Origin of the sequence: Paractinoplanes bogorensis (assembly GCF_018829635.1) — a bacterium.
In the GTDB taxonomy this organism is placed as follows: Bacteria; Actinomycetota; Actinomycetes; order Mycobacteriales; family Micromonosporaceae; genus Actinoplanes; species Actinoplanes bogorensis.
Genome location: NZ_JAHKKG010000018.1, coordinates 18,763 through 43,670, shown reverse-complemented (window position 1 = coordinate 43,670; position 24,908 = coordinate 18,763). Strand labels below are relative to the sequence as shown.

26 protein-coding genes and 2 pseudogenes are annotated in these 24,908 nt (G+C 69.1%); 10 read left to right on the top strand and 18 right to left on the bottom strand.

The genetic code is table 11. The features are described from left to right. Positions 1-1,641: 1,641 nt before the first annotated feature. Positions 1,642-2,562 (bottom strand): annotated as a pseudogene (locus tag KOI35_RS42365) (segregation and condensation protein A); the annotation flags it as partial. On the opposite strand from KOI35_RS42365, the gene KOI35_RS49380 reads away from it, so the two are divergent. Beyond that, entirely contained in the window at positions 2,452-2,700 is a 249-nt protein-coding gene (locus tag KOI35_RS49380) for a hypothetical protein (RefSeq protein ID WP_246614725.1), read from the top strand. The pseudogene KOI35_RS42365 and the gene KOI35_RS49380 sit on opposite strands and share 111 nt — an antisense overlap. A 32-nt stretch (positions 2,701-2,732) precedes the next feature. Here KOI35_RS49380 and KOI35_RS42360 read toward each other — a convergent pair whose 3' ends face one another. Then, positions 2,733-3,299 carry a GyrI-like domain-containing protein gene (locus KOI35_RS42360; RefSeq protein WP_308121403.1) on the bottom strand — a complete coding sequence of 189 codons (567 nt, stop codon included), beginning with the start codon at positions 3,297-3,299 and terminating at the stop codon, positions 2,733-2,735. A gap of 54 nt (positions 3,300-3,353) precedes the next feature. On the opposite strand from KOI35_RS42360, the gene KOI35_RS42355 reads away from it, so the two are divergent. Beyond that, positions 3,354-3,770 carry a nitroreductase/quinone reductase family protein gene (locus KOI35_RS42355; RefSeq protein WP_215795392.1) on the top strand — a complete coding sequence of 139 codons (417 nt, stop codon included), beginning with the start codon at positions 3,354-3,356 and terminating at the stop codon, positions 3,768-3,770. A gap of 26 nt (positions 3,771-3,796) precedes the next feature. Here KOI35_RS42355 and KOI35_RS42350 read toward each other — a convergent pair whose 3' ends face one another. From KOI35_RS42350 to ald, 5 genes are all read right to left on the bottom strand, one after another. Next, a complete protein-coding gene (locus KOI35_RS42350) occupies positions 3,797-4,051 on the bottom strand; it encodes a hypothetical protein (RefSeq protein ID WP_215795391.1) in 255 nt (84 codons plus the stop codon). A 210-nt stretch (positions 4,052-4,261) separates the two neighbouring features. After that, positions 4,262-4,906, bottom strand: a complete 645-nt coding sequence (locus KOI35_RS42345; protein WP_308121402.1) for a zinc metalloprotease — start codon at positions 4,904-4,906, stop codon at positions 4,262-4,264. A gap of 27 nt (positions 4,907-4,933) precedes the next feature. Then, on the bottom strand, positions 4,934-5,866 hold the full coding sequence (locus KOI35_RS42340) for a ParA family protein (RefSeq protein ID WP_184948925.1): 933 nt from the start codon (positions 5,864-5,866) through the stop codon (positions 4,934-4,936). 114 nt (positions 5,867-5,980) lie between these two features. Further along, entirely contained in the window at positions 5,981-6,892 is a 912-nt protein-coding gene (locus KOI35_RS42335; protein WP_308121401.1) for a site-specific tyrosine recombinase XerD, read from the bottom strand. Between the two features lie 4 nt (positions 6,893-6,896). Then, complete coding sequence (ald, locus tag KOI35_RS42330) at positions 6,897-8,012, bottom strand: alanine dehydrogenase (RefSeq protein ID WP_215795389.1); 1,116 nt, start codon at positions 8,010-8,012, stop codon at positions 6,897-6,899. 149 nt (positions 8,013-8,161) lie between these two features. Between ald and KOI35_RS42325 the strand changes: the two genes are divergently transcribed. Beyond that, entirely contained in the window at positions 8,162-8,578 is a 417-nt protein-coding gene (locus tag KOI35_RS42325; RefSeq protein ID WP_215795388.1) for a PPOX class F420-dependent oxidoreductase, read from the top strand. Positions 8,579-8,601: 23 nt separating this feature from the next. Here the strand turns inward: KOI35_RS42325 and KOI35_RS42320 are convergent, their stop codons facing one another. From KOI35_RS42320 to KOI35_RS42310, 3 genes are read right to left on the bottom strand one after another with little or no spacing between them, the layout of a single operon-like run. Continuing rightward, positions 8,602-9,546 (bottom strand): DUF6928 family protein, encoded by a 945-nt coding sequence (locus KOI35_RS42320; protein WP_215795387.1) that lies wholly within the window; start codon positions 9,544-9,546, stop codon positions 8,602-8,604. A gap of 20 nt (positions 9,547-9,566) precedes the next feature. Beyond that, complete coding sequence (locus KOI35_RS42315; RefSeq protein WP_215795386.1) at positions 9,567-9,995, bottom strand: EVE domain-containing protein; 429 nt, start codon at positions 9,993-9,995, stop codon at positions 9,567-9,569. Next, entirely contained in the window at positions 9,982-10,335 is a 354-nt protein-coding gene (locus KOI35_RS42310; protein WP_215795385.1) for a VOC family protein, read from the bottom strand. The genes KOI35_RS42315 and KOI35_RS42310 overlap by 14 nt, the downstream gene beginning before the upstream one ends. 73 nt (positions 10,336-10,408) lie before the next feature. Here KOI35_RS42310 and KOI35_RS42305 point away from each other — a divergent pair, with 73 nt between their 5' ends. Together KOI35_RS42305 and KOI35_RS42300 are read left to right on the top strand one after the other, a co-directional pair. Next, positions 10,409-10,858 carry a MarR family winged helix-turn-helix transcriptional regulator gene (locus KOI35_RS42305; RefSeq protein ID WP_215795384.1) on the top strand — a complete coding sequence of 150 codons (450 nt, stop codon included), beginning with the start codon at positions 10,409-10,411 and terminating at the stop codon, positions 10,856-10,858. An 11-nt stretch (positions 10,859-10,869) separates the two neighbouring features. Next, entirely contained in the window at positions 10,870-11,181 is a 312-nt protein-coding gene (locus KOI35_RS42300; protein WP_215795383.1) for a hypothetical protein, read from the top strand. A 33-nt stretch (positions 11,182-11,214) separates the two neighbouring features. Here KOI35_RS42300 and KOI35_RS42295 read toward each other — a convergent pair whose 3' ends face one another. Beyond that, positions 11,215-11,487, bottom strand: coding sequence for an Imm63 family immunity protein (locus KOI35_RS42295; protein WP_215795382.1), 273 nt, complete (start codon positions 11,485-11,487; stop codon positions 11,215-11,217). A 4-nt stretch (positions 11,488-11,491) separates the two neighbouring features. Further along, positions 11,492-12,292 carry a DeoR/GlpR family DNA-binding transcription regulator gene (locus KOI35_RS42290; protein ID WP_246614687.1) on the bottom strand — a complete coding sequence of 267 codons (801 nt, stop codon included), beginning with the start codon at positions 12,290-12,292 and terminating at the stop codon, positions 11,492-11,494. Positions 12,293-12,309: 17 nt separating this feature from the next. On the opposite strand from KOI35_RS42290, the gene KOI35_RS42285 reads away from it, so the two are divergent. Further along, the gene (locus KOI35_RS42285; RefSeq protein ID WP_215795381.1) at positions 12,310-12,981 is read left to right on the top strand and encodes an NUDIX domain-containing protein; all 672 of its coding nucleotides are present in this window, start codon (positions 12,310-12,312) and stop codon (positions 12,979-12,981) included. A 70-nt stretch (positions 12,982-13,051) separates the two neighbouring features. Beyond that, positions 13,052-14,596 (top strand): M28 family peptidase, encoded by a 1,545-nt coding sequence (locus KOI35_RS42280; protein WP_215795380.1) that lies wholly within the window; start codon positions 13,052-13,054, stop codon positions 14,594-14,596. 170 nt (positions 14,597-14,766) lie between these two features. Here the strand turns inward: KOI35_RS42280 and KOI35_RS42275 are convergent, their stop codons facing one another. The 3 genes from KOI35_RS42275 to KOI35_RS42265 all read right to left on the bottom strand — a co-directional run bounded on the left by KOI35_RS42275 (position 14,767) and on the right by KOI35_RS42265 (position 17,261). Then, the gene (locus KOI35_RS42275; RefSeq protein WP_215795379.1) at positions 14,767-15,444 is read right to left on the bottom strand and encodes a hypothetical protein; all 678 of its coding nucleotides are present in this window, start codon (positions 15,442-15,444) and stop codon (positions 14,767-14,769) included. A 105-nt stretch (positions 15,445-15,549) separates the two neighbouring features. Further along, positions 15,550-16,293, bottom strand: a complete 744-nt coding sequence (locus KOI35_RS42270) for a cutinase family protein (RefSeq protein ID WP_308121398.1) — start codon at positions 16,291-16,293, stop codon at positions 15,550-15,552. A gap of 317 nt (positions 16,294-16,610) precedes the next feature. Further along, positions 16,611-17,261 (bottom strand): hypothetical protein, encoded by a 651-nt coding sequence (locus tag KOI35_RS42265; RefSeq protein ID WP_215795377.1) that lies wholly within the window; start codon positions 17,259-17,261, stop codon positions 16,611-16,613. A gap of 788 nt (positions 17,262-18,049) precedes the next feature. On the opposite strand from KOI35_RS42265, the gene KOI35_RS42260 reads away from it, so the two are divergent. Further along, a complete protein-coding gene (locus KOI35_RS42260) occupies positions 18,050-19,516 on the top strand; it encodes a pentapeptide repeat-containing protein (RefSeq protein ID WP_215795376.1) in 1,467 nt (488 codons plus the stop codon). 576 nt (positions 19,517-20,092) lie between these two features. Here KOI35_RS42260 and KOI35_RS42255 read toward each other — a convergent pair. Then, positions 20,093-21,037 carry a hypothetical protein gene (locus KOI35_RS42255; RefSeq protein ID WP_246614686.1) on the bottom strand — a complete coding sequence of 315 codons (945 nt, stop codon included), beginning with the start codon at positions 21,035-21,037 and terminating at the stop codon, positions 20,093-20,095. Between the two features lie 365 nt (positions 21,038-21,402). Here KOI35_RS42255 and KOI35_RS49265 point away from each other — a divergent pair. Together KOI35_RS49265 and KOI35_RS48095 are read left to right on the top strand one after the other, a co-directional pair. Then, positions 21,403-21,630 (top strand): annotated as a pseudogene (locus tag KOI35_RS49265) (TetR family transcriptional regulator C-terminal domain-containing protein); the annotation flags it as partial. A 178-nt stretch (positions 21,631-21,808) separates the two neighbouring features. Continuing rightward, positions 21,809-22,237, top strand: coding sequence for a hypothetical protein (locus KOI35_RS48095; RefSeq protein WP_246614685.1), 429 nt, complete (start codon positions 21,809-21,811; stop codon positions 22,235-22,237). A gap of 365 nt (positions 22,238-22,602) precedes the next feature. Here KOI35_RS48095 and KOI35_RS42245 read toward each other — a convergent pair whose 3' ends face one another. Further along, positions 22,603-23,181 (bottom strand): NUDIX domain-containing protein, encoded by a 579-nt coding sequence (locus KOI35_RS42245; protein WP_308121397.1) that lies wholly within the window; start codon positions 23,179-23,181, stop codon positions 22,603-22,605. After that, on the bottom strand, positions 23,178-24,857 hold the full coding sequence (gene pyrG, locus KOI35_RS42240) for a CTP synthase (RefSeq protein ID WP_215795374.1): 1,680 nt from the start codon (positions 24,855-24,857) through the stop codon (positions 23,178-23,180). Before pyrG ends, KOI35_RS42245 begins: the two co-directional genes overlap by 4 nt. Positions 24,858-24,908: the final 51 nt, after the last annotated feature.

Genomic DNA, 24,908 nt, shown 5'->3' with positions numbered 1-24,908 from the left:
CCGGGTCGTCGCCCACCGGCACCTCGTCGGCGAACGGCAGATCCATCTCCCCGTCGTCGCTGACGTCATCATCGGCCGCGGCGTCGAACACGTCCCCCGCGTCATCCCCGTCCGCCGGCAGGGGCGCGTCAACCGGAGTCCCCGGCTCATCCTCGTCCGCGGCTTCCGCAGCTTCTTCGATCGCGTCCGGCACCGGCAGCTCCGGCCCCACCGAGACGTCGACCGCCTCCGCCTCAGGCGCATCCACCCCCGAGTCGACGCCGCCCTTTTCGTCCCCCGGCTCCCGAAGAGCCGGCCGCTCCACCGAGGTGCTCGGACCGGCGCCTTCAGCATCCGCAGTCGTCGGGTTGGCTCCCTCAAACGCTGGGTCGAAGTCGTCATCGTCGGAGAGCCCGGCCTCGTCGATCGAGTCCCCGTCCTCCGGCGCATCGAACGCAGGCCCCGAGTCCCCCGGCGCGTGAGCGGCTTGAGCACCGGCCGCACCGAGATCGCCACCTGGCTCTGCCGAGCCGGCCGCAGCGAGATCGCCGCCCGGATCGGCATCGGACAAGTCCTGGTCGGCGCGCGCCTCAGCCTCAGCCTTGGCCTGAAACTCACGGTCCGGCTCACGCGAAGCACGCTCCCACGGCGGCACCCAGGCAGCGGCCTGCGCCGCGAGTGAGTCAGCCCGCTCGTCGTTGCTCACGATCGCTCCTCCGCGTCGTCGTCTTCCCCACCAAGATCATCACGCCCGTCAAGCCGGGCACCAGCACCTCGATCACCCGTTCCCGGAGTGTCGGCCCCCGAATCCAACCGACCGCCGCTCTCCGAAGGCGCAGCGGAATCAGCCCGCAGGCCGGGCGCTCGCAGCTCGCCGGCGGGGCCGGCTCCGCCTGTCTGCCCGTCGGGCTCCGACACATGGTCAAACCCAGGCATGCCACCGGCAGCCTCACTCGCCGGCGATGCACTGCCCGCGATCGTCCCGGAATCGCCACTCCCATCCGCGGGCACTACCGGGCTGGTAGTCACCGGAGGCCGCCGACCGCCCTCGTCCCGCAGCGGCTCGTCAGCATCGGAGAACGAGCTCACACCGATGCCAGGGCGCACGTCGTGTGTCGTGACGTCGACATCACCCGACAGCTGCCGATGCCCCGGAACCGACTTGTCACCGTCATCGAGCAGGTCACGGTCCTCGGCAACGACACGCATTTCCGAGTCGGACAGCCCACGCCCGACCGAGTCGGGCAACGCACGCCCAACCGAGTCGGACGACGGGCCTTCGTCGACGGGCTCGGCGTCCGCGGGAGCGTCCGTTTCGCCGGCCGGCACCTGGAGGTGGCCCCGCACCGACTCCTCGTTGCCGTCGATCGACACGTCATCGTTGCCGGGCCGCTCACCGTCATCGGGATCAGCCTCAGACGACGCGCCCCCGCCGCCCGAGGGAGCGCCCGTTTCACCGGCCAGCACCCGGAGGTACCCCCGCACCGGCTTCTCGTCGTCGTTCAGCTCATCGTCGTCGAGCAGCTCATCGTCATCGAAGTCAGCGACTGAATCGGAATCAGCGAGTGAATCGAAGTCGGCGTCCAACGACCCACGACCGACAGAACCCGACGACGCATCCTCGTCGCCGCCCGCACGAGCGGCCAGCACACGCCGATAATCCGGCCCCGAATCGTCGTCCTCGTCGCTGGAAAGCGGCTCGCCCTCGCCATCATCAGCGAGAAGCGCCTCGTCGAGCTCAGCATCGTCGGCGGGCGGCGCATCCGGGTCGAGGGCGGCCGTGTCCACCTCCGGTTTCGTGCCCTCGTAGTCGTCGATGTCGAGTTCGGCGTCCTCCGCGTCGCCGCCGATCCAGCGGACCGTCAGCTCGTCGAGCGACACCGGCTGCTCGAAGTCGATCAGCCCTTCGCGGTAGAGCTCGAGCAACGCCAGGAACCGCGCCACCACTTCGAGCGTGTTGTCGCAGTCGGCGACGAGCAGGCTGAACGTCGCCGACCCGGCCCGGCGCAAACGGTCGCGCAGCAGGGCCGCATGCTCGCGGACGCTGACCCGCACCTGGTGGATGTGCGCGATCGACACCTGCGGCGGCCCGGGCTTGGGCGCGAACTGCTTGAGCGCCAGCTTGAACAGACGCTCCGGACCGATTCCCAGTACGAGGTCGGGCAGCGCCTCGGCATACCGGGCTTCCATCGTCACGAGCCGGGGCCAGCGCCGCATGCCGGTGCCCTCGAGCTCCATGATGTGGGCGGCGGCTTCCTTGTACGCCTTGTATTGCAGCAGCCGCGCGAACAGCAGGTCGCGCGCTTCGAGCAGCGCCAGGTCCTCTTCGTCCTCGACGTCGGCCGCGGGCAGCAGCCGGGCCGCCTTGAGGTCGAGCAGGGTGGCCGCGACCAGCAGGAACTCGCTCGCCTCGCCGAGATCCCAGTCGTCGCCCATGGCCCGGATGTAGGCGATGAAGTCGTCGGTCACCTGGTGCAGCGCGACCTCGGTGACGTCGAGCTTGTGCTTGCCGATCAGCTGCAGCAGCAGGTCGAACGGACCGGTGAAGTTGTCGAGGCGTACGAGAAACTTGCTCTCGTCAATGGGGTTGCCCTCAGCGTCGACCGGCGCAGGGGAAACCTGCGCGGCGGCGGGCTCACCGGCGGGCGGATGGGTCGACTCTTCAGGCACGAACTGACCGTAGACCACGGCTCCGACAACCTGCTCCCGGCTCACAGTTGATCAACGCCGGAGCAGCCGCCCGGTGACTGGTGTCAGGCGACCGGCTGACGGAGGATCGTCCGGAGTTTGGCGGGCTCGGTCTTACGCCGGTCGCTCAGATAGATCTCGTGGTGCCGGCCGGTCATCCGGAGCCCGTTCTCCGGAATGAACGAGGTGTGCATCCGTTCGAGCACCGCAGCCTCGTCGTCGTACGCCCCGACGTGCAACGTCTGCACGCAGCGACCCTCGGAAAGCGTCTCGATACGTACGGAGGAAGGCACTGAAGAAGTGTCGACCCAGTCCGGCACCATGATCATGAGGGTCCAGTCCCACCGCGACTTGTCCCGCTGAGCGGTGAACGAGTCCATGTCGTCGGCCCACCACAGCCCCTCGAGCGGCGGCACCACATAGTCACGACCAGCGTCACGCGAAGCGAACTTCAGCTTGTACGCGACGGGGTAGAGCGCCTCGACCGCGTCTTGGAACGCGGTCCCCACATTGGGATCCCCGTGCCCGTCGACCATCAGGTACCGCATCGGCGGCACGTCGACGATCCGAAATACGCCGGCCCGCGCCCGATAAGCGTCAATAGCCCGCTTGAGGTCGACCTTATCCGCCACGGCACCACAATAGAGGCGCAGCAAGAACTTTCTTCGTCAACTAACCTTCTCGGTATGGCTTCGTTCAACGACTCCGTGATCGAGAATTTCCGGGCCTCCGACGGCGTGCTCGGCGGGCACTGGGAGGGCAAGACGACCCTCCTGCTGCACACGCCCGGCCGCAAGTCCGGCAAGCTCACCATCAATCCCCTGGTCGCCGCCCCGGACGGCGACACCTACCTGCTGTGCGGCAGCGCGGGCGGCGCGCCGAACGACCCGCAGTGGGTCGCCAACCTGGAGGCCCTCGACGGCCCCGTCACCATCGAGCTCGGCACCGAGACGCTCAAGGCCGACCACCGCGTGGTCCGGCCAGGCCGCGACGACGAGTGGGAGCGGGTCTACGGCATCTGGCGGGCCTACTGGCCGGACGCCGCCGACTACGAGACCAAGACCGACCGCAAGTTCCCGATCGCCGTGATCACCCCGCAGTAGAGCCGTGATCAGTCCCCAGTAGGGAGCTAAGCGGCCAGCACCAGATCGGGCGAGTAAAGACCCTGGACAACACTGCGCGCCCACCGCATGCGGACGACTGCCGTCTCCGGGTAGTCGCCGTATGCGGCGGCGAGAGCGGCCACACATCCCCGGGTCCCGCCACGGGTGCGGACGGCGTCGGCGATGGCGGCTTCGATGAGTTCGGGGCCGGGCCGGGTTCCGCAGGGCAGGTCACTGGCGAACAGGGCGGCGGCGCGAGCGGCGAGAACCTGACTGCGCATCTCAATCATCTCCACAGGAGAGTTACGGGCTACTCACAGAGTGCGCCCATCGCGCCACCAAATACCTCCGGTTATCTCCCTGAGGCACGAATAGGGGGTAAGGGCCTGTGTCGACTTAGGGGTCGGAGCGAGGCGAGGTCCAGGTTCGCGGCGTGCGGGCAGACGGCGGCTGGGCCACGCCGCAGCCCGGCCCCTAAGTCGACACAGGCCCTAACCCCAGACGCGTACGAAGACCAGGCCGAGCGCGTTCAGGATCTGCAACAGGAACGGCATCCCGAACGGGAACAGGCACAGGATCAGCAGCACGAGGATGCCGATGTTCTTGTCCTCGAACCACAGCCGCATCCACTGAAGAGCCTGGCCAGGCTTGCGGACGGCGTTGTAGAGGATGCCGAATCCGTCGAGCGGCGGGATCGGGATCAGCGCCAGGATGCCGAAGCTGAGCAGTCCCACGCCCAGCGACAACATCACCTGATGCGCGATCGGCAGGCCGATACCGAGCAGGACGTCGGCCGGTCCGATGACCGACAGAACATTGTTGGGGTAGGTCAACGCGTACGAGAGCAGAAGAAGTTGAGAGGCCAGGATGCAGACCGCCGGCCCGGCTGCGAACACCGCGATGGCCTTGCCGCGGCCCTGATAGCGGGGCACGTCGTCGACCGAGAGCATCTTGCCCCAGCCCATGCCGCCGAGTGCGGCCGCGACGGCGCCGAACGGGTCGACGTCTTCGCGCAGGCGGGGCGCGACCGAGTCACGCCGGTCGGCCAGGCCCAGCGTGCGGGCGGTCAGGCGGATGGCGACGGCACGCAGCACGATGCCGAGCACGAATGAGACGACCAGGGCAACGAACGCCACTGGTTCCCCGAGAGCGAAGAGCACGGGTCAGCCGCGCTCGGCCTTCGCCGCGATGACCTCGCGGGCCAGCTGGCGGTAGTTGCGGGCACCGGAGGAGGCCGGGTCGAGCGTCAGGATCGGCGCGCCGGCCACGGTGGACTCGGGGAACTTGACCGTCTTGGTGATGACGGTCTGGTAGACCTTGTCGCCGAACGCCTCGACCACCCGCTGCAGCACCTGGCGGCAGTGGGTGGTGCGGGAGTCGTACATGGTGGCGAGGATGCCCTCGAGCTCGAGGTCGAAGTTGAGCCGCTCGCGCACCTTGTCGATCGTGTCGAGCAGCAGCGCCACCCCGCGAAGCGAGAAGAACTCGCACTCGAGCGGGATGAGCACACCGTGCGCGATGGTCAGCGCGTTGATCGCCAGCAGGCCCAGCGAGGGCTGGCAGTCGATCAGGATGAAGTCGTATTCCTTACGGACCGAGCGCAGCACCCGGGCCAGCGCCATCTCGCGGGCGACCTCGTTGACCAGCTGGATCTCGGCCGCCGACAGGTCGATGTTGGCCGGCAGCAGGTGCAGGCCCGCGACATCGGTCTTGATGATGACGTCTTCGGCGGTGACGTCGTCCTGCATGAGCAGGTTGTAGATGCTCAGGTCGAGGTTGTGCGGGTTGACGCCCAGCCCGACCGAGCAGGCACCCTGCGGGTCGAAGTCGACGAGAAGCACCTTGCGGCCGTACTCGGCCAGCGCCGCGCCCAGGTTGATCGTCGTCGTGGTCTTGCCGACGCCACCCTTCTGATTGGCGAGGGCGATGATCCGCGCCGGGCCGTGCCGGTCGGTCGGCATCGGCTCGGGGATCGGCCGGCGCATCGTGTATGCCGTGGGGTCGGCCGGGCCCAGGTCGGCGCCCAGGTCCATGCTGCCCTGCTGCTCCCGGAGCGCAGAGGTCCAGGCCTCTGCCCGATCGCCGTTGCCCGCCATGACCCTCGCCCCCTTCCGACACGTGCAGCCGGAGTCGTTGCCCGACTGTACGCCACGACAAGCATCGTTCCGGGGTCAGTCGTCGGCGTGTCGCCATCTATGGGTGCGCACTCTCTAACGAGCGCGGGGGTGTGCGGTCGCGTACACCTCACGAAGTCGGTCCACCGTGACCAGCGTGTACACCTGCGTGGTGGTCACCGAGGCGTGCCCGAGCAGCTCCTGGACGACGCGTACGTCGGCTCCTCCATCGAGCAGATGAGTGGCATACGAGTGCCGCAGCGTGTGCGGGCTCACCGCGTGCGGACCCTCGATCGGCAGCCCGGCGGCGGACGCGGCGCGATGCAGAATCGTCCATGCGCTCTGCCGCGACAACCGCCCGCCACGCGCGTTCAGAAAAATCGCCGGCGTCCCCTTGCCTTTGGCGACAAGCAGAGGCCTTCCCCGTACGAGGTAGGCCTCCACCGCCGATTTGGCGAACCCGCCGACCGGGACGAGACGTGTCCGCCCGCCCTTGCCGTGCAGGATCGCGGCCGGTTCGGCGCCGAGGTCGAGGTCGTCGATGGCCGCGCCGACAGCTTCAGAGATGCGTGCGCCCGTACCGTAAAGGAACTCGAGAAGTGCTTTGTCGCGCAGGCCGAGCGGGCTGTCGTCGGGCACCGCGAGCAACCGGCCGACCTGGTCGACGTCGAGGGCCTTGGGCAGCCGCCGGGCCGGCGCGGGCGGACGCACCTCGGCCGCGACGTCGGTGCCGACCAGCCCCTCACGCGCGGCGAACTTGTGCAGCCCGCGCACCGCGCTGATCGCCCGGGCGGCCGACGACGCGGCCAGCCCCTCGTCGCGCAGCGTGGCCAGGTGCGCGGTGATCCGGCCGGCGCCCACCGCGGCGAGATCATCGATCCCGTCGGCGGCGAGCGCCTGCGCGTAGCGTTCGAGGTCACGCCCGTAGGAGGAAAGGGTGTTGCGCGACAGCCCACGCTCGACAGTCAGATGGTCGAGGTAGGCCTGGATCGCGCGTTGGACGGTCACCGGTCTAGTTCAGCACCTCGGCGAGCTCGAGGGTCGGCATGCCGTGCGCCTCCGCGACCGGTCCGTAGGTGACGTGCCCGTCATGGGTGTTCAGACCCAGTGCGAGCGCGCGGTCGGCTCGCAGGGCATCCCGCCAGCCGAGGTTGGCCAGTTCCAGCGCGTACGGCAGGGTGACGTTGGTGAGTGCGTACGTGCTCGTGTGCGGGACCGCGCCCGGCATGTTGGCGACGCAGTAGAACAGCGACTGGTGCACCTTGTAGACCGGGTCGGCGTGCGTCGTGGGGCGTGAGTCTTCGAAGCAGCCACCCTGGTCGATCGAAATGTCGACCAGCACGCTGCCCGGCTTCATCCGCGAGACGAGCTCGTTGGAGACCAGGTTGGGCGCCTTCGCCCCCGGGATCAGCACGGCGCCGATGACCAGGTCGGCGTCGAGCACGGCCTTCTCCACCTCGTACGCGTTGGAGGCCACGGTCTGCAGATGCCCCCGGTAGTCGGCGTCGGCCGCCCGCAGCCGCGCGATGTTGCGGTCGAGCACCAGGATCTCGGCCTGCATGCCGAGCGCGATCGCGGCCGCGTTCATGCCGGACACACCGGCGCCGATGACCACGACCTTGGCCGCGTAGACACCCGGGACGCCACCCATCAGAACGCCACGACCGCCGCCCGAGCGCATCATGTGATAGGCCCCGACCTGCGGCGCGAGACGCCCGGCGACCTCACTCATCGGGGCCAGCAGGGGCAGCGAGCGATCGGGCAGTTCCACCGTCTCGTACGCGATGCCGGTGACCCGCCGGTCGATGAGCGCGTCGGTGCACTCCTTCGACGCGGCCAGGTGCAGATAGGTGAAGAGCACCTGCCCGGCCCGCATCCGCCCGTACTCCTCGGCGATCGGCTCCTTGACCTTGAGGATCAGGTCGGCCGCACCCCACACCTCGTCGGCGGTGTCGAGGATGGTCGCGCCGGCCGCGATGTAGTCACCGTCGGTGATCGACGACCCGTGGCCCGCTCCCGCCTGCACATAGATGTCGTGCCCGGCCCGGCGGAATTCGTAGACACCCGCGGGCGTGATGGCCACGCGGAACTCGTTGTTCTTGACCTCGCTGGGAATGCCGACCTTCATGGAGCCGACACCGTCCTTTCTCAACGCTGAGTGACGTCCCAGGCCGGCCCGTGCCTCGGTGGACCGCCCCGCCGAAGAGTACTCCGCAAATTGCCCCGTTTTGCCGGGTGACTTGACTTCAACATAGGTTGAGGTAGCAGCCTGACCGGATGAGTTTCACCGAGTCCGAACTCGCCTATCTGTCGAGCCAGCCCCTGGGCCGCCTGGCCACCCTGCGCCCCGACGGCACGCTGCAGAACAGTCCCGTCGGTTTCCGCCACAACGCCCGGACCGGCACGATCGACATCGCGGGTTTCCACATGGACGAGAGCCGCAAATACCGAAACGTGGCGGCGACGGGCCAGATCGCCTTCGTCGTCGACGACCTGCCGTCCACAAATCCGTGGCGGGTGCGCTGCCTGGAAATCCGCGGCACGGCCGAGGCCTTGGACCACCCCACCGACTCGGCTTACGACTCACCGGCCCCGATCATCCGAATCCACCCGAAGCGAATCCTGAGTTTCGGCCTCGACGAGCCCGACACCGACGCACACGCGCTGACCTTGAACAGCCGAACAGTGGCCTGACTTCCTTTTCCCGTACGGGGTGGCTACAGCCAGATCTGTTGCCAGTCGTGGTCGCCCCAGCCGTCCTGGTCTTTGTGGTGGCCGCGGAAGATCTCGACGACCTCCTCGAGCGTGTTGACTTCGCATCGGAAGTGCACGTCGGGGCCGCCCTCGCGTCGTTCGACGTGGAACGCTCCGGCCGGGACCCCGTAGTGATCTCCGGCCGCCGCCTGCAGGTAGTTCTCGCCGCCCCGGTCGACGATCAGGTAGTCGAGTCCGGTGCCGAGCCGGCGAACCTGTGCCTCTATGTCCAGGGCCGACGGCTGCGCGATCCGGCGGCCGTGGGATCGCTCGAGCGTCAGCTTCGGTCCGCCCGGTCGGAACCCGGCCAACGGGACCCGGTACAGATCGGGCATGTCTTCCGGCGGCCAGCCTTCGATGACGAATCCGCACAACGCCGCCAACGCGTCCTCGCCCAGTTCGAGCGGGTGGAACGGCAGCGGATAGGGCTCGTCGTCATCGTCGACCGGATGCTGCCCGGCCCAGTACGGCTGCTCGAACGGCAGCCGGTCACCGTGATCCTCGACGATGCCGTCGTCCGGGTTCAGGCTGAGTGCCCGTTCCTGCGTTCCGTCGGCGCGCCAGACCGCGAAGGCGAGGAAGTCCGACACGCTGTGCATCGAGTGCAGGATCACGCGCCGGCCCGCGCCCTCGGCCAGCCAACCGGGTCGCAGATCGGCCGGCCGGATCTCGCCCAGCTCGGCCGCGCAGATGATCGTCAGGCCCCGGAACACTCCGGCGTACAGCAGGCCGTCCCGCGGGTTGATGTTCGAGCCGAGGGTGCCGTCCTCGACCGCGACCAGCTCGGCGCCCGGCAGCAGCCGCGCAACCAGCGCCTCAGTGGCCGGCCGATCCAGTTCGACCGCGTCACGCAACGCCTGCGCCACGTCACCTTCGACGTACATCAGCAGCGCTGTCTTGGCCCCCACACCCGCACACGCTACGGCAGCTACGCGACCGTCATCCGGGCGGCGATCGTCCGGAAGTCGGCCTCCGGGATGGTGAAGAGGCCGCGCCGGAACGGCATGCCCCAGTGCTCCGGGTCGGTGATGAAGGACAGCTCCGGCGCCAGCGGCTTGGCCTCGACCGGGGTCGACGGCTCGAACCGGCAGTCGAGGCGCCACGGATGGAAGTCCTCGCTCATTGTCACCTGGTAGGGCTCGTCGCCGGTGACTACGGCGAGCGCGGTGAACTTGCGGACCGGGTCGCCGCCGCGGATCTGGGTGCGCGGTGAGTAGTAGACGATGTGGTCGCCGGGGCGCAGGCGGCGCAGGCGGGTGTTCGCGCCGTGGTCGGCCTGGGTGAAGCCGCCGCGCGCGGCCGCCTCGACGTGGTCGAGGCTGACCGTGCTGACCCAGAACCGCTCAGGCCCGGTCATGCAGCGTCACCTGGTAGCCGTCGGGGTCGGCGAACGTGAACGTACGCCCGAACGGGCCGTCGATCGGCGCCGACACGATCGGGACGCCGGCCGCGGCCAGGGCGTCGTGGATGTCCTGCGCGTCGGGGGCGTGCAGCCACAGCGCCACGCCGTGACCCGGGTGGTCGATCGGGTCGCCGATGAGGTCGCGTACGGCAAAAGCAATGGGCTTGGTGTCGAACACGACGGCGTGCGGCGGGCCGGGGCGGCGCTGCAGTCCGAGGTGCTGCTCGTAGAACGCGGCCGACTTCTCGAGGTCGCGTACCTGCAGAGAAATGAAGTCGGGTCCGGTGACGGCCATGGTCGGTCCTCTCGATGAAGATGAAGATGATGTCAGTCTTCTGACATAGCCAAGAGTATGTCAGTATGCTGACATGAGTCAAGTGGAGCTGAACACGTCGCTGGGCTACCTGCTGAAGATGGCGTCGAGCGCCCTGCACTCCGCCATGGAAGCCGTCCTGCGGCCGCTCGGCATGACGATCACGCACTATTCATGCCTGGAGCTGCTGTCCCAGCGGCCCGGGCTGTCCAACTCCGAGCTGGCCCGGGGTGCCTTCGTGACCCGGCAGTCGATGAACGTGCTGCTGCAGAGCCTGGAACGCGACGGCCTGGTCGCCCGCCCGGAACGCGCGCCCTCGGGCCGGGTGCTGCCGACCACGCTGACCGCCAAGGGCCGCCGGCAGCTCGAATCGGCCAGTGCCGCCGTACGCGCGGTCGAGGACACCATGATCGCCGGCCTGACCGAGGCCGATCAGAACAGGATGCGAGAGGCTCTGCGTTCCTGCGTCACGTCATTGAGGGAGGACATGAGCGCCGGGATGTGACCATGGTGCCCATGGATTTCGGGAGTGTCGTCGCCATCATCATCGCCGGGGTCGGAGTCGCCCTGGTCTTCGCCTCCGGCCGGTCGGACAAGAGCGCGCGCGAGACTGCCCGCATGGCCGCGATCGAACGCAAGCTGGACGCCGTCATGGCGCACCTCGGCATCGAGGAACCGGTGCCCGACCACGATCCCGAACTGCTCGCCCACCTCGACAAGGGCGAGAAGATCCAGGCCATCAAGATCTATCGGGACCGCACCGGCGCGAGCCTGGCCGACGCCAAGAACGCCGTCGAGCAGATCGCCCGCGACCGGCGGCTCGACTAAGAAGCCCGGCGAAGCTGAAGCAGCCCGGCGAAGCTAAAGGAGCCCGGCGAACGCCCAGGACAGAAGCTCGTCACGCGAGGTGGTCGTCCGGTCCTCGACGACCACACCCCGCTCCACGATCATCCAGTGATAGACACCGTCGGAGTCGACGAGGACGTACGGGTGCCCGGTGTCGTTGGGCTCGAACGCCACCAGATCGGCCGGCGCGACACCGATGCTCGCGCCGAGCCGCGCGACCTCACCCCGCAACACTTCCATCCCGTACGCGGACTGGCCGGGCCCGGCATCCCGTCGGAACATCTTCATGCCGTCAACGGTATGCCGGAGCCTCGATGATCGGGACGTTCAGACCGTCGAGAGCGGGATCCCCGGCCTCGACATCGGTGATCACGCCGGTGATGTCGTCGAGCGGCAGAACCACGTACGGGGAAGCCGTCCCGATCTTTTCCGACGACGCCATCACATAGGTCTCGGCGGCCCGCGACGCCAGCGTGCGTTTCATCGCCGCCTCGTCCGGATCGCCCGTGGTCAGGCCGGCCCGCGGGTGCACACCGGTGACGCCGAGCAGGAAAAGGTCGGCGTGCACCGACTGCGCAGCCTCGGCCGTGATCGCGCCGGACGCCACCGCCGAGTGCTTGAACAGCCGCCCACCCAGCACCAGCACGTCGACCGTGGCGTGATCGACCAGCGCGGCCGCGACGGTGACGCTGTGCGTGACGATCGTGGCCGGAAGATCGGGCGGCAATGCGGAGACCACGGCCAGCGCGGTCGTGCCGCCGTCGAGGATCACGGTCGACCCGGGGCGGATCAGGCCGGCCGCCACCGTCGCGACCCGGCGCTTGCTCTCGGCCGCCACCTCACGCCGCGTCGCGTAGTCGGCAGCGGCCGGTGCCGCGGGCAGCGCACCCCCGTAGACCCGCTGCAGCAGTCCGGCGGCGGCGAGATCGCGCAGGTCGCGGCGGATGCTGTCTTCGGCGATGCCGAGTTCGAAGGCGAGGTCGGTGACCACCAGCTTGCCCTCGTCCCGGAGTCGTTCGAGCAGGAGATCGCGTCGCTCGGCCGGCAGCATTACGTGTTTCTCCTCATTGTTGTCGACTGTTGCGTGTTTCATCGGCTAGCGTACGCCCCATGACCGACCTGGGCACCCCCGGCATCGACCTTCCCGACCATCGCGGCCGCACCGGCCTCGACCAGACCGGCCGCGACCTGTCGGGCAACCCCGACGTGGTCATCCGCGACGTGGAACTGCTGGCCACGGCCTGGCACGTGCTGCGCCGCACCACCTACGACTACCGCCACCGCGACGGCCGCTGGAGCACCGAACAGCGCGAGACGTACGACCGCGGCGACGGCGCGACGATCCTGCTGTACGACCGGGACCGTCGCACGGTTCTGCTCACTCGCCAGTTCCGCTACCCGGCCTACGTGAACGGGCACCCCGACGGCATGCTCGTCGAGGCCGCGGCCGGACTGCTCGACGACGACGATCCGGCCAGCGCGATCCGGCGCGAGACCGCGGAGGAGCTCGGCGTCACCGTCGGCGACCTGGAACATGTCTTCGGCGTATGGATGAGCCCGGGTTCGGTCACCGAGCGGCTGCACTTCTATGCCGCGCCGTACACGGCCGACGACCGTACGGGACCCGGCGGTGGACTGGCCGACGAGGGCGAGGACATCGAGGCCGTCGAGCTCGACTTCGACGACGCCCTGCGCGCGATCACCGACGGCCGGATCGCCGACGCCAAGACGATCATGCTGCTGCAGTGGGCCGCGCTGAGCGGGCCCTTCCGTGCAGGCTGATATGTATTGATTGGGATGAGTGCATGAGTCGGCTCCGCTGCCATGCTCGCGAGCACCGCCACCGCATTCGATGGCGGTCCCCCGAGCCCCACGGAGGACCTTCGTGCGAGCACCCCTCGTCCTCGGCGCCGCGGTCGCGCTGACTCTCGGCCTGTCGGCCGCACCCGCATCAGCCGCAGAAGTCGCCGCCGCCCCCGACATCTCGGTCACCAACGTCAAGGCGCACCTGACCCAGCTGCAGAACATCGCCACCGCCAACGGGGGAAACCGCGCGCACGGCCGGCCCGGCTATCTGGCCTCGGTCACGTACGTGAAGAACCTGCTCGACGCGGCCGGCTACACCACCCGCCAGCAGTCGTTCACCTACAACGGCGCCACCGGCTACAACCTGATCGCCGACTGGCCGGGCGGCGACACCGCGAACACGCTGATGATCGGCGCGCACCTGGACAGCGTCACCGCCGGACCGGGCATCAACGACAACGGCTCCGGCTCGGCCGGCAACCTCGAGGTCGCCCTGGCCGTCGCCCGCACCGGTTTCCAGCCCGATCGCCACCTGCGCTTCGGCTGGTGGGGCGCCGAGGAGCTGGGTCTGCGCGGCTCGACCGCCTACGTGAACTCGCTGACCACCGCGCAGAAACGCGAGATCACCGGCTATCTCAACTTCGACATGATCGGGTCGCCCAACCCCGGCTATTTCCTGTACGACGGCGACAACTCCGACAACACCGGATCGGGACCCGGTCCGGCCGGCTCGGCCCAGATCGAATCGACGCTGGCCGCCTACTTCACGTCGATCGGCGTGCCCACCCGCGGCACCGACTTCGACGGTCGCAGCGACTACGGCCCGTTCATCGCGAACGGCATCCCGGCCGGCGGCATCTTCACCGGCGCCGAGGGCCGCAAGACGGCCGCCCAGGTGTCCCTGTGGGGCGGAACCGCGACGACGTTCGACCCCTGCTACCACTCGTCGTGCGACACCACCGCGAACATCAACGACACCGCGCTCGACCGGAACTCGGACGCCATCGCGTACGCGGTCTGGACCCTCGCCGCCGGCGGCACCACTCCCCCGCCGACCGGCACCACGGTCTACTCCGACGGTTTCGAGACGGCCACCGGCTGGACCGCGGGCACCGCCGACACGGCCACGTCGGGCCGGTTCGAACGCGGTGACCCGGCCGCCACCAGTTCCGGCATCGCGACCCAGCTCGGCAACGCCGCCGGCGGCACGTACGACCTGGTCACCGGGGCTACGGCTGGTGCCAGCGCGGGTGCCAACGACGTCGACGGCGGCACCACCACGATCGTCTCCCCGGCGATCACCCTGCCGACCGGCACGCTGACGTTGAGCTTCGACTGGTACCTGTCCCACCTCAACAACTCGAGCAGCGCCGACTACTTCCGCATCCGGGTCGTCTCCGGCAGCACCACGACGACCGTGTTCAGTCAGGCCGGAGCCGCCACCGATCGGGCCGCCGCCTGGACGGCCGGTTCGGTCAACCTGTCCTCGTTCGCCGGCCAGACCATCCGCCTCAGCGTGGAGGCGGCCGACCTGTCCACCGCGTCGCTGGTCGAGGCGGCCGTCGACAACGTCAAAATCACCAAGGCCTGATTTCCCGTACGCCTTCAGTGGCGCGCCATTCCTCTTCCGCGGGGTGGCGCGTCACTTCCTTTTCCCGTACGCGGGCAGTGGCGCGCCTTTACCCGTACGGGCAAAACGCTTTTCCTTGACGCGGGCAGTGGCCACACCGATTCCGAGCGGTGGGCCACTGCCCGCGCGATTCAGGCGAGCGACATCAGGTACGCCGCGCCGCCGCCCGCGAGCACGAGTCCCGCGAGCACGCACCCGGCGACCATCCGGGCACCGATCGCGATGTCCTCCCGGCGTTTGGCGATCACCTGGTCGCGGCTGTCGGTCGAGAAGACGGTCAGCCCGGCCCGGCTCTTCTTCAGCGTCCCGCTGCTCATCCGCCCGAGCGCGAACACCCGAGGCCCGCGCGACACCCGGATCTCGGTGAGCGTGAGCCGTTCGCTCTTGCGCAGATCGTCCACGTACTCCCGCGGCACCACCGGCGGCAACGTCCGCGGTGACGCTCGCCGGTGCACGATCTGGACCGACTCGGGCACGCGCGACTCCTTGAAGTACGGATAGCCGAGGATCGCCGGGTCGACGGCCACCCGCCCGCTCCGGTCGGCCAGCGCGAACCCGCCCGGCGACGTGAAGTCGAGCAGCACGTCCTCGTCCGGGTCGTCGCCCTTGGCGAACTGGCGGGTCGGTTCCCGGATCAGCCGCACGTGGTACCACGCGCAGTCCGCACCGCTCACCGGCGCGTACTGCCGACCGGACGGGCCGTACTCGAGATGCCCCTCGAGCGCGACCCGCCCACCGGTGTTCTGGTGGACCGGGGTCGGCAGCAGCCGGCGCAGGGTTCGCATCGCCCGCAGATCACTCAGATTCAACAGAAAGAAGATTCCGGCGCCCCCGAGAAGGAGCCCCCCGATACAGAACGCCACAGTCGCGACGGCCATCACGCCCGTCAAGGTAGACCAGCGCTTCCACTGTGGCTATCCCAGCTTGCCGACCGCGAAATCGGCACCGCGCTGCACGGTCCCGTTGCGCGGATAGGCGAGGTGGGCCGAGAACGTGTTCCCGCCGCCGCAGACCGGGTCGCCGTTGTTGCAGAACTCGATCGCCTTCCCGGCGAAGTCCGGGCTGGCCTGCGCAATCGTCTGCCGCCGCAGACCCAGCGGGTTGCCGTAGACAACCACGGCCGCCACCCGCTCCCGCAGCGCCGCCGGAATCGCCTTGCCCGCCGTACCGGCACCACGGATCCCGATGGCGATGTCGGTGACCGAAGCGCCCTGCGAGTACCCGCCGATCACGAACTGCGTCTCCGGACAGCTCTGCGCAACCGACTCGATGTGCTCGGTCATGTTGGTCGCACCCGGTCCGGCGCTCCGCTGGTTGGACGCGGCGTCGTAGACCACCGCGAACGACCCGACCTTCTGCCCGTCCAGCCCCGCGGCCAGGGCCTGCGCGAGGGGCCGGCCCACGATGCCCAGCCCTTGCGGCTCCCCGGTGCCGCGGGCAAACACAAGCTCGACGTCCGAACAGCCGGCCGCGTTCCCGCCACCCGCGTTCCCGCCGCCCGTCTGCGCCCCACCCGAGGAGAACCGGTCCCGTAGCCGCTGCAGGAACGACCCCCGCTCGGCGGCCGCGGTCGTCCCGTTGCCCGACGTGCCGGCAAACGCCTGCGGCGTCACCACTGCACCCGCGGCCACCACAGCCGCGCTGATCCCGATCAACACCAGACGCCGCGACCGCCCTGCGGCCCTCCGCGCCCCCACACGTCGTTTCGGCATGCCCACCATCCCCTTAGCTCCGCGACCGGCGCACCGGCTTCTGCCCACCGATACGCGGCAACACACAGCCGGGGTTCTAGCACCAAGCGTGCGAATTTCTCCCCATCACGCCCTGCCGACGTATCCGCAGCTCAGAGCCCTGAGACGGCAGTCTCAGGATCGCGGCGGCAGCCCGCCCGGAGCACCTCGGTGGTCAATCCGCCGCGCGCCGCATCGCCCGGCCGGCGTTGTCGCGGTGACGGCTGATGCCCGTGTAAGCGTTGCTATCGCAGCTCTGTGGCCAGTTCGAATGCCTCGGAAAGTTGGTCGTCGTCCAGCCGCCGGGCATCCCAGGCCAACTGGGCGAGCTGCGCATGGTTGCGGAGCAGCTTCGGACCCACGGCCGCAGCGACTCCGGCGACAGCAGCCAGCTCGTCGTCGGGGATACCCAGCACCGTGGCGAACGCGGTCACGAACTGCGGCGTCAACTTCGTGCGGCCTGGTCCCAGCATCGCCATCGTCGAGTACGACACCACCGGACCGTTGCCGATGAGATACAAAACCTTCGGGCTGTACGGCCGGATATTGCGGTTGCGCAGCAGACGCAGCATCGTCTCGCCCGGCCCGAGCGGATCGGTACGGCGCGGCAGAACCGGTGGCCACGCGGGCGGACGCTCGGGGAGCGACTGGACGAACCCGTGCAGCCGGCGCAGCGACTGCGGCGCCAGTTTGGCCGCTTTCTCCAGAACAGACCCGACATCCCAAGGTCCGGTGCCGGTCGCGGCGACCAGATCGCGTGGCAGATCGAGTCCAGCGATCACGAACAGGTCCGCGGTCCGCCAGCCCAGCGATGGCGCCAGGCGCCGCGCCAGCGAGTCCGTGAGCGCGCCGCCCTCGAGCACTTCCTCGAGCTCCGGCCGCAGAGCACCTGCCATCACGGCAGGCTCCGGCCACCGATGCGCCAACAGCCGCCTGAGCGCTGCTCCACCCTCCGCCTCCATCGGCGCCAGCGTAGTCACCAACGGCAGGCCTGCATTTCGAGCGGAACGCCCTGATCCGCGGCAGTCGCCTCACGACAGACCAACTCGACAGATCGACTCACGCCGTTGCCACTGAACAGGAGCACCCGTCACGCTGCGTCGGTGCGCCGGCCGACGATGCGAGTGCCGAATCACGCTGAGAAGCGGCGCCGAAACTCGGTTCTGTCCCTCCTTGCGTGATTGATCTTGGCTATGCGCATAGGAGGACTCGTTTCCGGAGCAGGTGCGATCGAAAGATCGGCCAATAGTCGCCGATACCGCGAGTGCACCCGCTGGGACCAGGCCGAACATCGCGGGCACTGCGAGCTGGACCCCCCGAACCGACGCCCGCAGGCGGATACCGCCGCCAGACTCCGTGATCTCCTCGACCGCCACTTGCTCAAAGATGAGGCAGCAGCAGGCCTATGACCTCGTCACACCGTCACTCAACGTTCGATCATGATGGACATCGATCATCCTTGGCGGGACAGAACCCCAAACTCAACACCAACGCTCAAACCACCACCTGCCAGTCCGCGACAGGGCGGTCAACCGGCCCGATCATGGCGTCGCTGCGGATGCGTAGAACCAGAGCGCCACATCCGCGGCCGGTCCGTTGCTGTTCGCGTGTAATGCAGCTCAGCGGGCCATGGTCAGCGGAACGGCTGATTCCGACGTTTGCGACGCTCGGGCATCATGCGCTCATGTCGATCGAACCGAGCGCAGGAAGGACGCCACCGGCGCGGAGCTCGTCGAAATGGCTATGGCTCATATCCGATGCCGGGATCGCCACCGCAGTACTCACCGTCCTCACGCTCGGCGCCGCCGGTGTCATCTGGATGTGGCACCTGGCCGGCGACGCGGCTACCGGAGCGGAGCAGGCCAAGCTCGAGCTCGACCTGCTCAAGTTCGCGTTCGGGATCCTCGCCGGCGCCGGCGCGGCCGCCGCCCTGCTGTTGGCGATCCGCCGGCAACGGCAAACCGAGACCGCGCACGAGCTCACCGAGAAACAGCACCAGCTCAGTCAGCGAACCCAGGCGCACACCGAAACGGACGCGGCCGCCCGCCGGGTCACCGACCTGTACGCCAAAGGCGTCGAACAGATCGGCTCTGACAAACCCTCGGTGCGCCTCGGCGGCCTGTACGCCCTCGAACGCCTCGCCCAAGACAACCCGGGCCAGCGCCAGACCATCGTCAACGTCATCTGCGCCTACTTGCGCATGCCCTACACCCGGGTCCGCTTCGACTACCGGCAGCAGGAAGAGCCCAATGCGGCCGAACAGCAGGAGATCCGCGAGTCCGAGCAGGAGTTGCAGGTGCGCCTGACCGCCCAGCAGATCCTGATCACTCACCTGCACGTCGGCCCTCCCGAAGAACCGGACGACCCAGACGACCACCCCGACGACGACCAGCAGGATCGTGACCCGTCGCAGAATGCTGGCGCGTGGGCAGGCCCCGGCCCGCACCGGCCGCCGACGCTCTGGCACAACATGGCCCTGGATCTGTCAGGTGCGACACTGGTCAGCTGGAGCAGCGAGTACTGCCTGGCCGCTGCGGTGAACTTCGACCGGTGCCAGTTCCTCGAGCCCGCCTCGTTCACCGGCAGCCAGTTCGGCTCGGCGAGCTTCGACACCGCCCGGTTCGCCGCGTCCGCCCGGTTCGTCAGCGTCGCGTTCACCGGCTCGGCCGACTTCGGCGACGCCAGCTTCGGCGCCTCAGTAAACTTCTTCGGCTCTCGATTTCACGCATTTGCCGATTTCCGCCGTGCGAAGTTTCGGGGGCAGGCAGACCTGCGGGAAGTGTTCTTCGGCGAGAGCGTAATGTTCGGGCAGCACCGCCGCCGGGTCCGCACCATCCGGGCCCGAGGCTCGCAGACGCGTCCGCAGTGGGGTGCTGTGTTTAGCGACACCGCCGATTTCAACCGCTGCCGTTTCGACGGGCTCGCGGGGTTCGGCGGCGCCGAGTTCGGGGGCGCCACAACGTTTACCGGCGCCGGCATCGCCGAGGGCAAAGAGGTGTTCCTCGGCCGGGCCAAAGCCCCCGGAACACGCCAACACGACGACTGGCCGGCAAGCTGGAGGATCGGGAGCGACGCCACCCTCGTCGAGAGGCCCGCCGCAATGCCCTCCGCCGACACACCTGACGTCGAGCAGCCCGCCGCAGCTGAGTAGCCCGGATCCCCGGTGGCGTGACCGCAACCCTCACCTGCGGACAGTCGCCGCCGCGGACCGCCGCAGCGAGCAGCAGCGGGTGAAAGCGCCAACGCAATCGAATGCGCGAGTGAGTGAAGGACCCGCCATGTGCCACGAACCGCAAGACGGTGAGGACCGCCGCTGGATGCACGAGTTGCCCACATCGCCGCCAAAGCCGCCCTGCTCGCAGCCGCACCGACGTCGCCACCCTGCACGGATTGCAGATGACGATGTCCCAATGATCGAGCATGACGCGCATCGATCACTTTTCACGGGACAGAACCCGAAACTCGCGAACGAAACCAGGCGCGGACCGAGACCACCCACGCCGTGAGACGACACACTCTGAACCAGCAGACCCGCGACGCTCGTCGCGCCGGCCCAGGCCGAGCCTCGCCACGGGCGCACGCAAAGCGGCGACGCCGCCAACCCCACCACCGCGAACACAAAGCGGCTACGCGACGAACAACGCCACGGCAAACACCAAGCGGCGGTGTGGGCCGGAATTGGCCCACACCGCCGCTGCGTTCTTTGGAGGGCGTGACCCTCGCGGAACTACTTCTTGGCTGCGGGAGCAGCTCCCTCGGCACCGGCCTCGTCGCCCGCACCAGCCTGGTCGCCCGCGCCTGCGTCCTCGCTGGCACCTGCGTCCTGACCCTCACCGGCGTCCTGACCCTGACCGGCTTCCTCGCCGGCACCGGCGTCCTGGCCCTGGCCCGCGTCGCCGCCGGCACCGGCCACGACGGCCTTCGCGTCGGCCAGCGCCAGACAGGCCTGCAGCAGGCTCTGCTGGGCCGACGTCACGGCCTTGGCCGCAGCATCGGCCGCGGCGCCACCCGCGCCCGCGTCCTGACCCGCGCCGGCATCCTCGCCCGCCTGGTCGCCGGCCTGCTCGTCGGCTCCGGCCTGGTCGTCCGCGCCGGCCTGGTCGTCCGCGCCGGCCTGTTCACCGGCACCAGCGTTCTCGCCCTTGCCGGCCGCGCCCGCCTTACCGGCCTTGCCGGCCGCCTTGGCCTTGGCCGCCTTCATGATCTTGAGGTACTTCTTGGCGAGGGCCTTGTTCTTGGCCTTGGCCGCCGGAGACCCGGCCGCCGCTTCCTCACCCGCACCGGCCGCGTCGCCCGCGCCGGCCTCCTCGCCCGCACCGGCGTCGGCACCGCCCGCGGCCGCCGCCACGTCGGCCGCGAACGTGTCACACGATGCTTCGAGCGCGACCGCCGAGGCCGCCGCCGCGTCGCCGGGCGCCTGCTGCTCGACCGGTGCGAGTTCCTCGCCGTCGCAGACCACCGCGCCCGCGTTGATCTGCAGGTCGGCACAGTTCGACACGTCGAACTGCTGACCGTCCACATTGACCAGGTCCACGGCCTTGGTCTGGGTGCTCGCCGAGGCCAGCTGAACTCCGGCCACTCCCATGGCGGCCACCACGCCGGCCACGGCGATCACGCCGATCGTCTTACGCCGGTTTCCGTCATCGGGGCGTCGGTACTTGCGGGGCCTCATGACCACTCCTCGTCGTTGGACGTCGATGTCACCGGTGCTGCGGGCCAGTACGGGTCATGACCGCCGCCCGGTTCAACGCGTCCCGCCCGCACACCCCCGAAAAGCCGCCACCGCGAGAACAAACCAGCAGCTCAGAGCCCCTGCTAGAAAATCTTGAAAATTAGCCGCAATCCACCGATCCGGACGAGTCCGACCCCGCGGCGAAGGACCGTCCGCCCCGCGGCGAAGGACGATCCGCCCCGCGGCGAAGGACGTGCGGGTCATCCGACGGCAGACATCGCCTCCGTACGCCGGGTCTCCAGGACGGCGATCACCGCGAACGCGACGACCGGCCCACGGCATTGCGCGATGCGTCCGACCCGCGGGTGCTGCTCCGGGCAACCCTCGAGGAACTGCTACCGCTCGACGAACAGCGCCGCACAAGCCTTCGGGTGATGACCGCCTACTACGCGTGGAGCCTCACCGATCCCGAACTGGCCGCCGTCTTCCGGCGCCCCGAGCACCCGCTGGAAGATCTGGTCGCCGCCTTGATCACGGCGGCCGGCGCCCGGCCCTCGATCGACCCCGCGCAGGAGGCGGACCTGCTCGTCGGTGGCATCAGCGGACCTCGGGCTCGACCTGTTGCACCGGCGCCGCAGCGGGCCGAACGTGCGACGAACCGTGGACCACCACCTGAACCGGGTCCTGACCGAGCGGGACGGCCGAGCGGGACGGCCGAGCGGGACGGCCGAAGTCGGCCCCGGAACCCGCCGGCCGGGGTAGAACGGAGCCATGATCGAGCTTGCACCGATGGACGAACTGATCCGCCGGGAGAACCTCGCCGGCTTCGTCCGTGGGTCTCTCGCCGCCGCCGGGCTGGCCGTCGTGGCGCCCGACATGGTTCCGCAGGTGGGCTGCACCGGCGCCGAGGTGAAGGTCGACCGGCTCACCGACTGCCACGCCCCGGTGCGGATCGACTGGATCCCCGACCGCGCGCTGACGGACGCCTTCGGGCGCGCGATGTCGTCCGGGGGCGACGACCAGCCGGCCGCCCGGCACTACCTGCTCGTGGTCGAGACCATGCTCCGCGCCATCAGCGAGATCCTCACGTCGGACGGCTTCACGGTCCGCGACAGCACCAACGACTTCGCGCCGTTGTCGCTCGAGGTCCTCGCGACCCCGAGGCAGGGCCCAGGCTGGTACGACGACCAGCGCCCGTGAGCGACCAGCGCCCATGACAAACCGACCCGGAACAAAGACCCGGAACAAAGGCCCGGAACAAAGGCCCGGAAAGACAGCCCGGAACGACGACCCGGGATTCACCCGAACGGGCGGGAAAGCGCCCTGAAAAACCGGCTCCCCGATTCACCGGATCGGGAGAACATGGGTCTCGCCGGTCCACTGTGGCGGCAACGAAAAACGTTGCGCCGCAAGCGAATCGGCCCGGCCCGGAATGGAAACAACCCGGGCCGGAAGGGAAACGGAATGCACACGTCGGCGCGCTGTGGGGGTGGCGCCGACAAGTATGGGGAAGCGCGAACCGGTGGCGGCCGGCTCACGCTTCCCCATAGCGAAAAGAAGCGAGATCAGGCGGGCCGCAACGTGGCCCAGCCCTCGTCCCGGGCGCGGGCCGCGGCCAGCAGCCCGCCGACCGCCGCCGCGTTGGTGATCTCGCCGCGGAAGATCATCGCGACCGCCTCGTCGAGGTCGATCCAGACGATCTCCAGGTCGGCTTCCTCGTCCGTACGGTGGAAGCGGTCCGCATCCGGCACCGGCGTCAGCGAGCGGGCCAGGAAGATGCGGATCGACTCGTCGGCGAAGCCGGGTGACGTGAACAGGTCGACCAGCAGGTGGTACTGCGCGGCCTGCAGGTCGGCTTCCTCGGCCAGTTCCCGGGCCGCGGTCAGGGCCGGCTCCTCGCCGTCCACGTCGCGCAGACCGGCGGGCAGCTCCCACAGCCGCTGCCCGACCGCGTGCCGGTACTGCCGGATCAGCACGACCCGGCCGACCTCGTCGAGCGCGACCACGCCGACCGCGCCCTTGTTGTGCACCACGTCGCGCTTGGCCGTGCCGCCGCCCGGCATCGTCACCTCGTCGGTGACCACGTCGAAGATCGGCCCGTCGTAGCGGGTGACGGTCGACTTCACCTCGTGCGCGAAGGTCACGAGGCTTCCACGGGGAGTTCGTCGGCCGCCGCGTACGAGACCGCGGCCTTGACCAGTCCGTCGAACAGCGGGTGCGGACGGGTGGGCCGGCTCTTCAGCTCGGGGTGGGCCTGGGTCGCCACGAAGTAGGGGTGCGTGTCGCGGTCGAGCTCGATGAACTCGACGAGCCGCCCGTCCGGCGAGGTGCCCGAGAAGACCAGGCCGGCCTCGGTCAGCTTGGCCCGGTAGTCGTTGTTCACCTCGTAGCGGTGCCGGTGCCGCTCGGAGATCTCGGTCGAGCCGTACGTCTCGGCCACGACGGAACCCTCGGTCAGCGCCGCCGGGTAGGCCCCGAGGCGCATGGTGCCGCCCAGGTCGCCCTTGCCGGCCACGATGTCTTCCTGGTCGGCCATCGTCGAGATCACCGGGTAGGGCGCGCGCTCGTCGAACTCGAGCGAGTTGGCCCCGGCCATGCCGGCGAGGTGACGGGCGGCGTCGATGGTCATGCACTGCAGGCCGAGACAGATGCCGAGGATGGGGATGAGGTTCTCCCGGGCGTACCGGGAAGTATTGATCTTGCCTTCGATGCCGCGGACACCGAACCCGCCGGGGATCACGATGCCGTCGACGCCCTTGAGGGCCGCCGCCGCACCCGCCGTGGTCTCGCAGTCGTCGCTGGGCACCCAGCGCAGCTGCACCTTGACGTTGTTGCCGAACCCGGCGGCGCGGATGGCCTCGCTGACCGACAGGTAGGCGTCGGGCAGGTCGACATACTTGCCGACAAGCGCGATGGTGATCGTCCGCTTCGGGTGGTGCACCCGGTGCAGCAGATCGTCCCACTGCGTCCAGTTCACGTCGCGGAAGGACAGACCCAGCCGCCGTACGACGTACGCGTCCAGGCCCTCGTCGTGCAGGACCTTGGGGATGTCGTAGATGCTCGGCGCGTCGGGCGCGGCCACCACGGCCTCGCGGTCGACGTCGCAGTAGAGCGCCAACTTGTGCTTGAGCTTCTCGGGGATCTCCCGGTCGCTGCGGCAGACCAGCGCGTCGGGCTGGATACCGATGTTGCGCAGCGCCGCCACCGAGTGCTGGGTCGGCTTGGTCTTGAGCTCGCCCGACGGCGCCAGATAGGGCACCAGCGAGACGTGCAGGTAGAACACGTGGTCGCGGCCGACCTCGTGGCGCACCTGCCGGATCGCCTCGAGGAAGGGCAGCGACTCCATGTCGCCGACCGTGCCGCCGACCTCGGTGATGACGACGTCGGGCCGGCGGCCGCTCTCGTCCGGGTCGGCCATCGCGAAGATCCGCGACTTGATCTCGTTGGTGATGTGCGGGATCACCTGGACGGTGTCGCCCAGGTATTCGCCGCGCCGCTCGCGGGCGATGACGGCCGAGTAGACCTGACCGGTCGTCACGTTGGCCTTGCCGGACAGGGCCCGGTCGAGGAAGCGCTCGTAGTGGCCGACGTCGAGGTCGGTCTCGGCGCCGTCCTCGGTGACGAAGACCTCGCCGTGCTGGAACGGATTCATCGTTCCGGGGTCGACGTTGAGGTACGGGTCGAGCTTCTGCATGACGACCCGGAGCCCGCGCGCGGTCAGAAGATTGCCGAGGCTGGAGGCGGTGAGGCCCTTGCCCAGCGAGGAGGCGACGCCCCCGGTGACGAAGATGTGCCGCGTGTCGCGCACTGTAGAGGCCAAAGCCTTGCTCCCGTGGTCGCCTAGTTGGTACGAGGGGCGAACGCCCCGTCC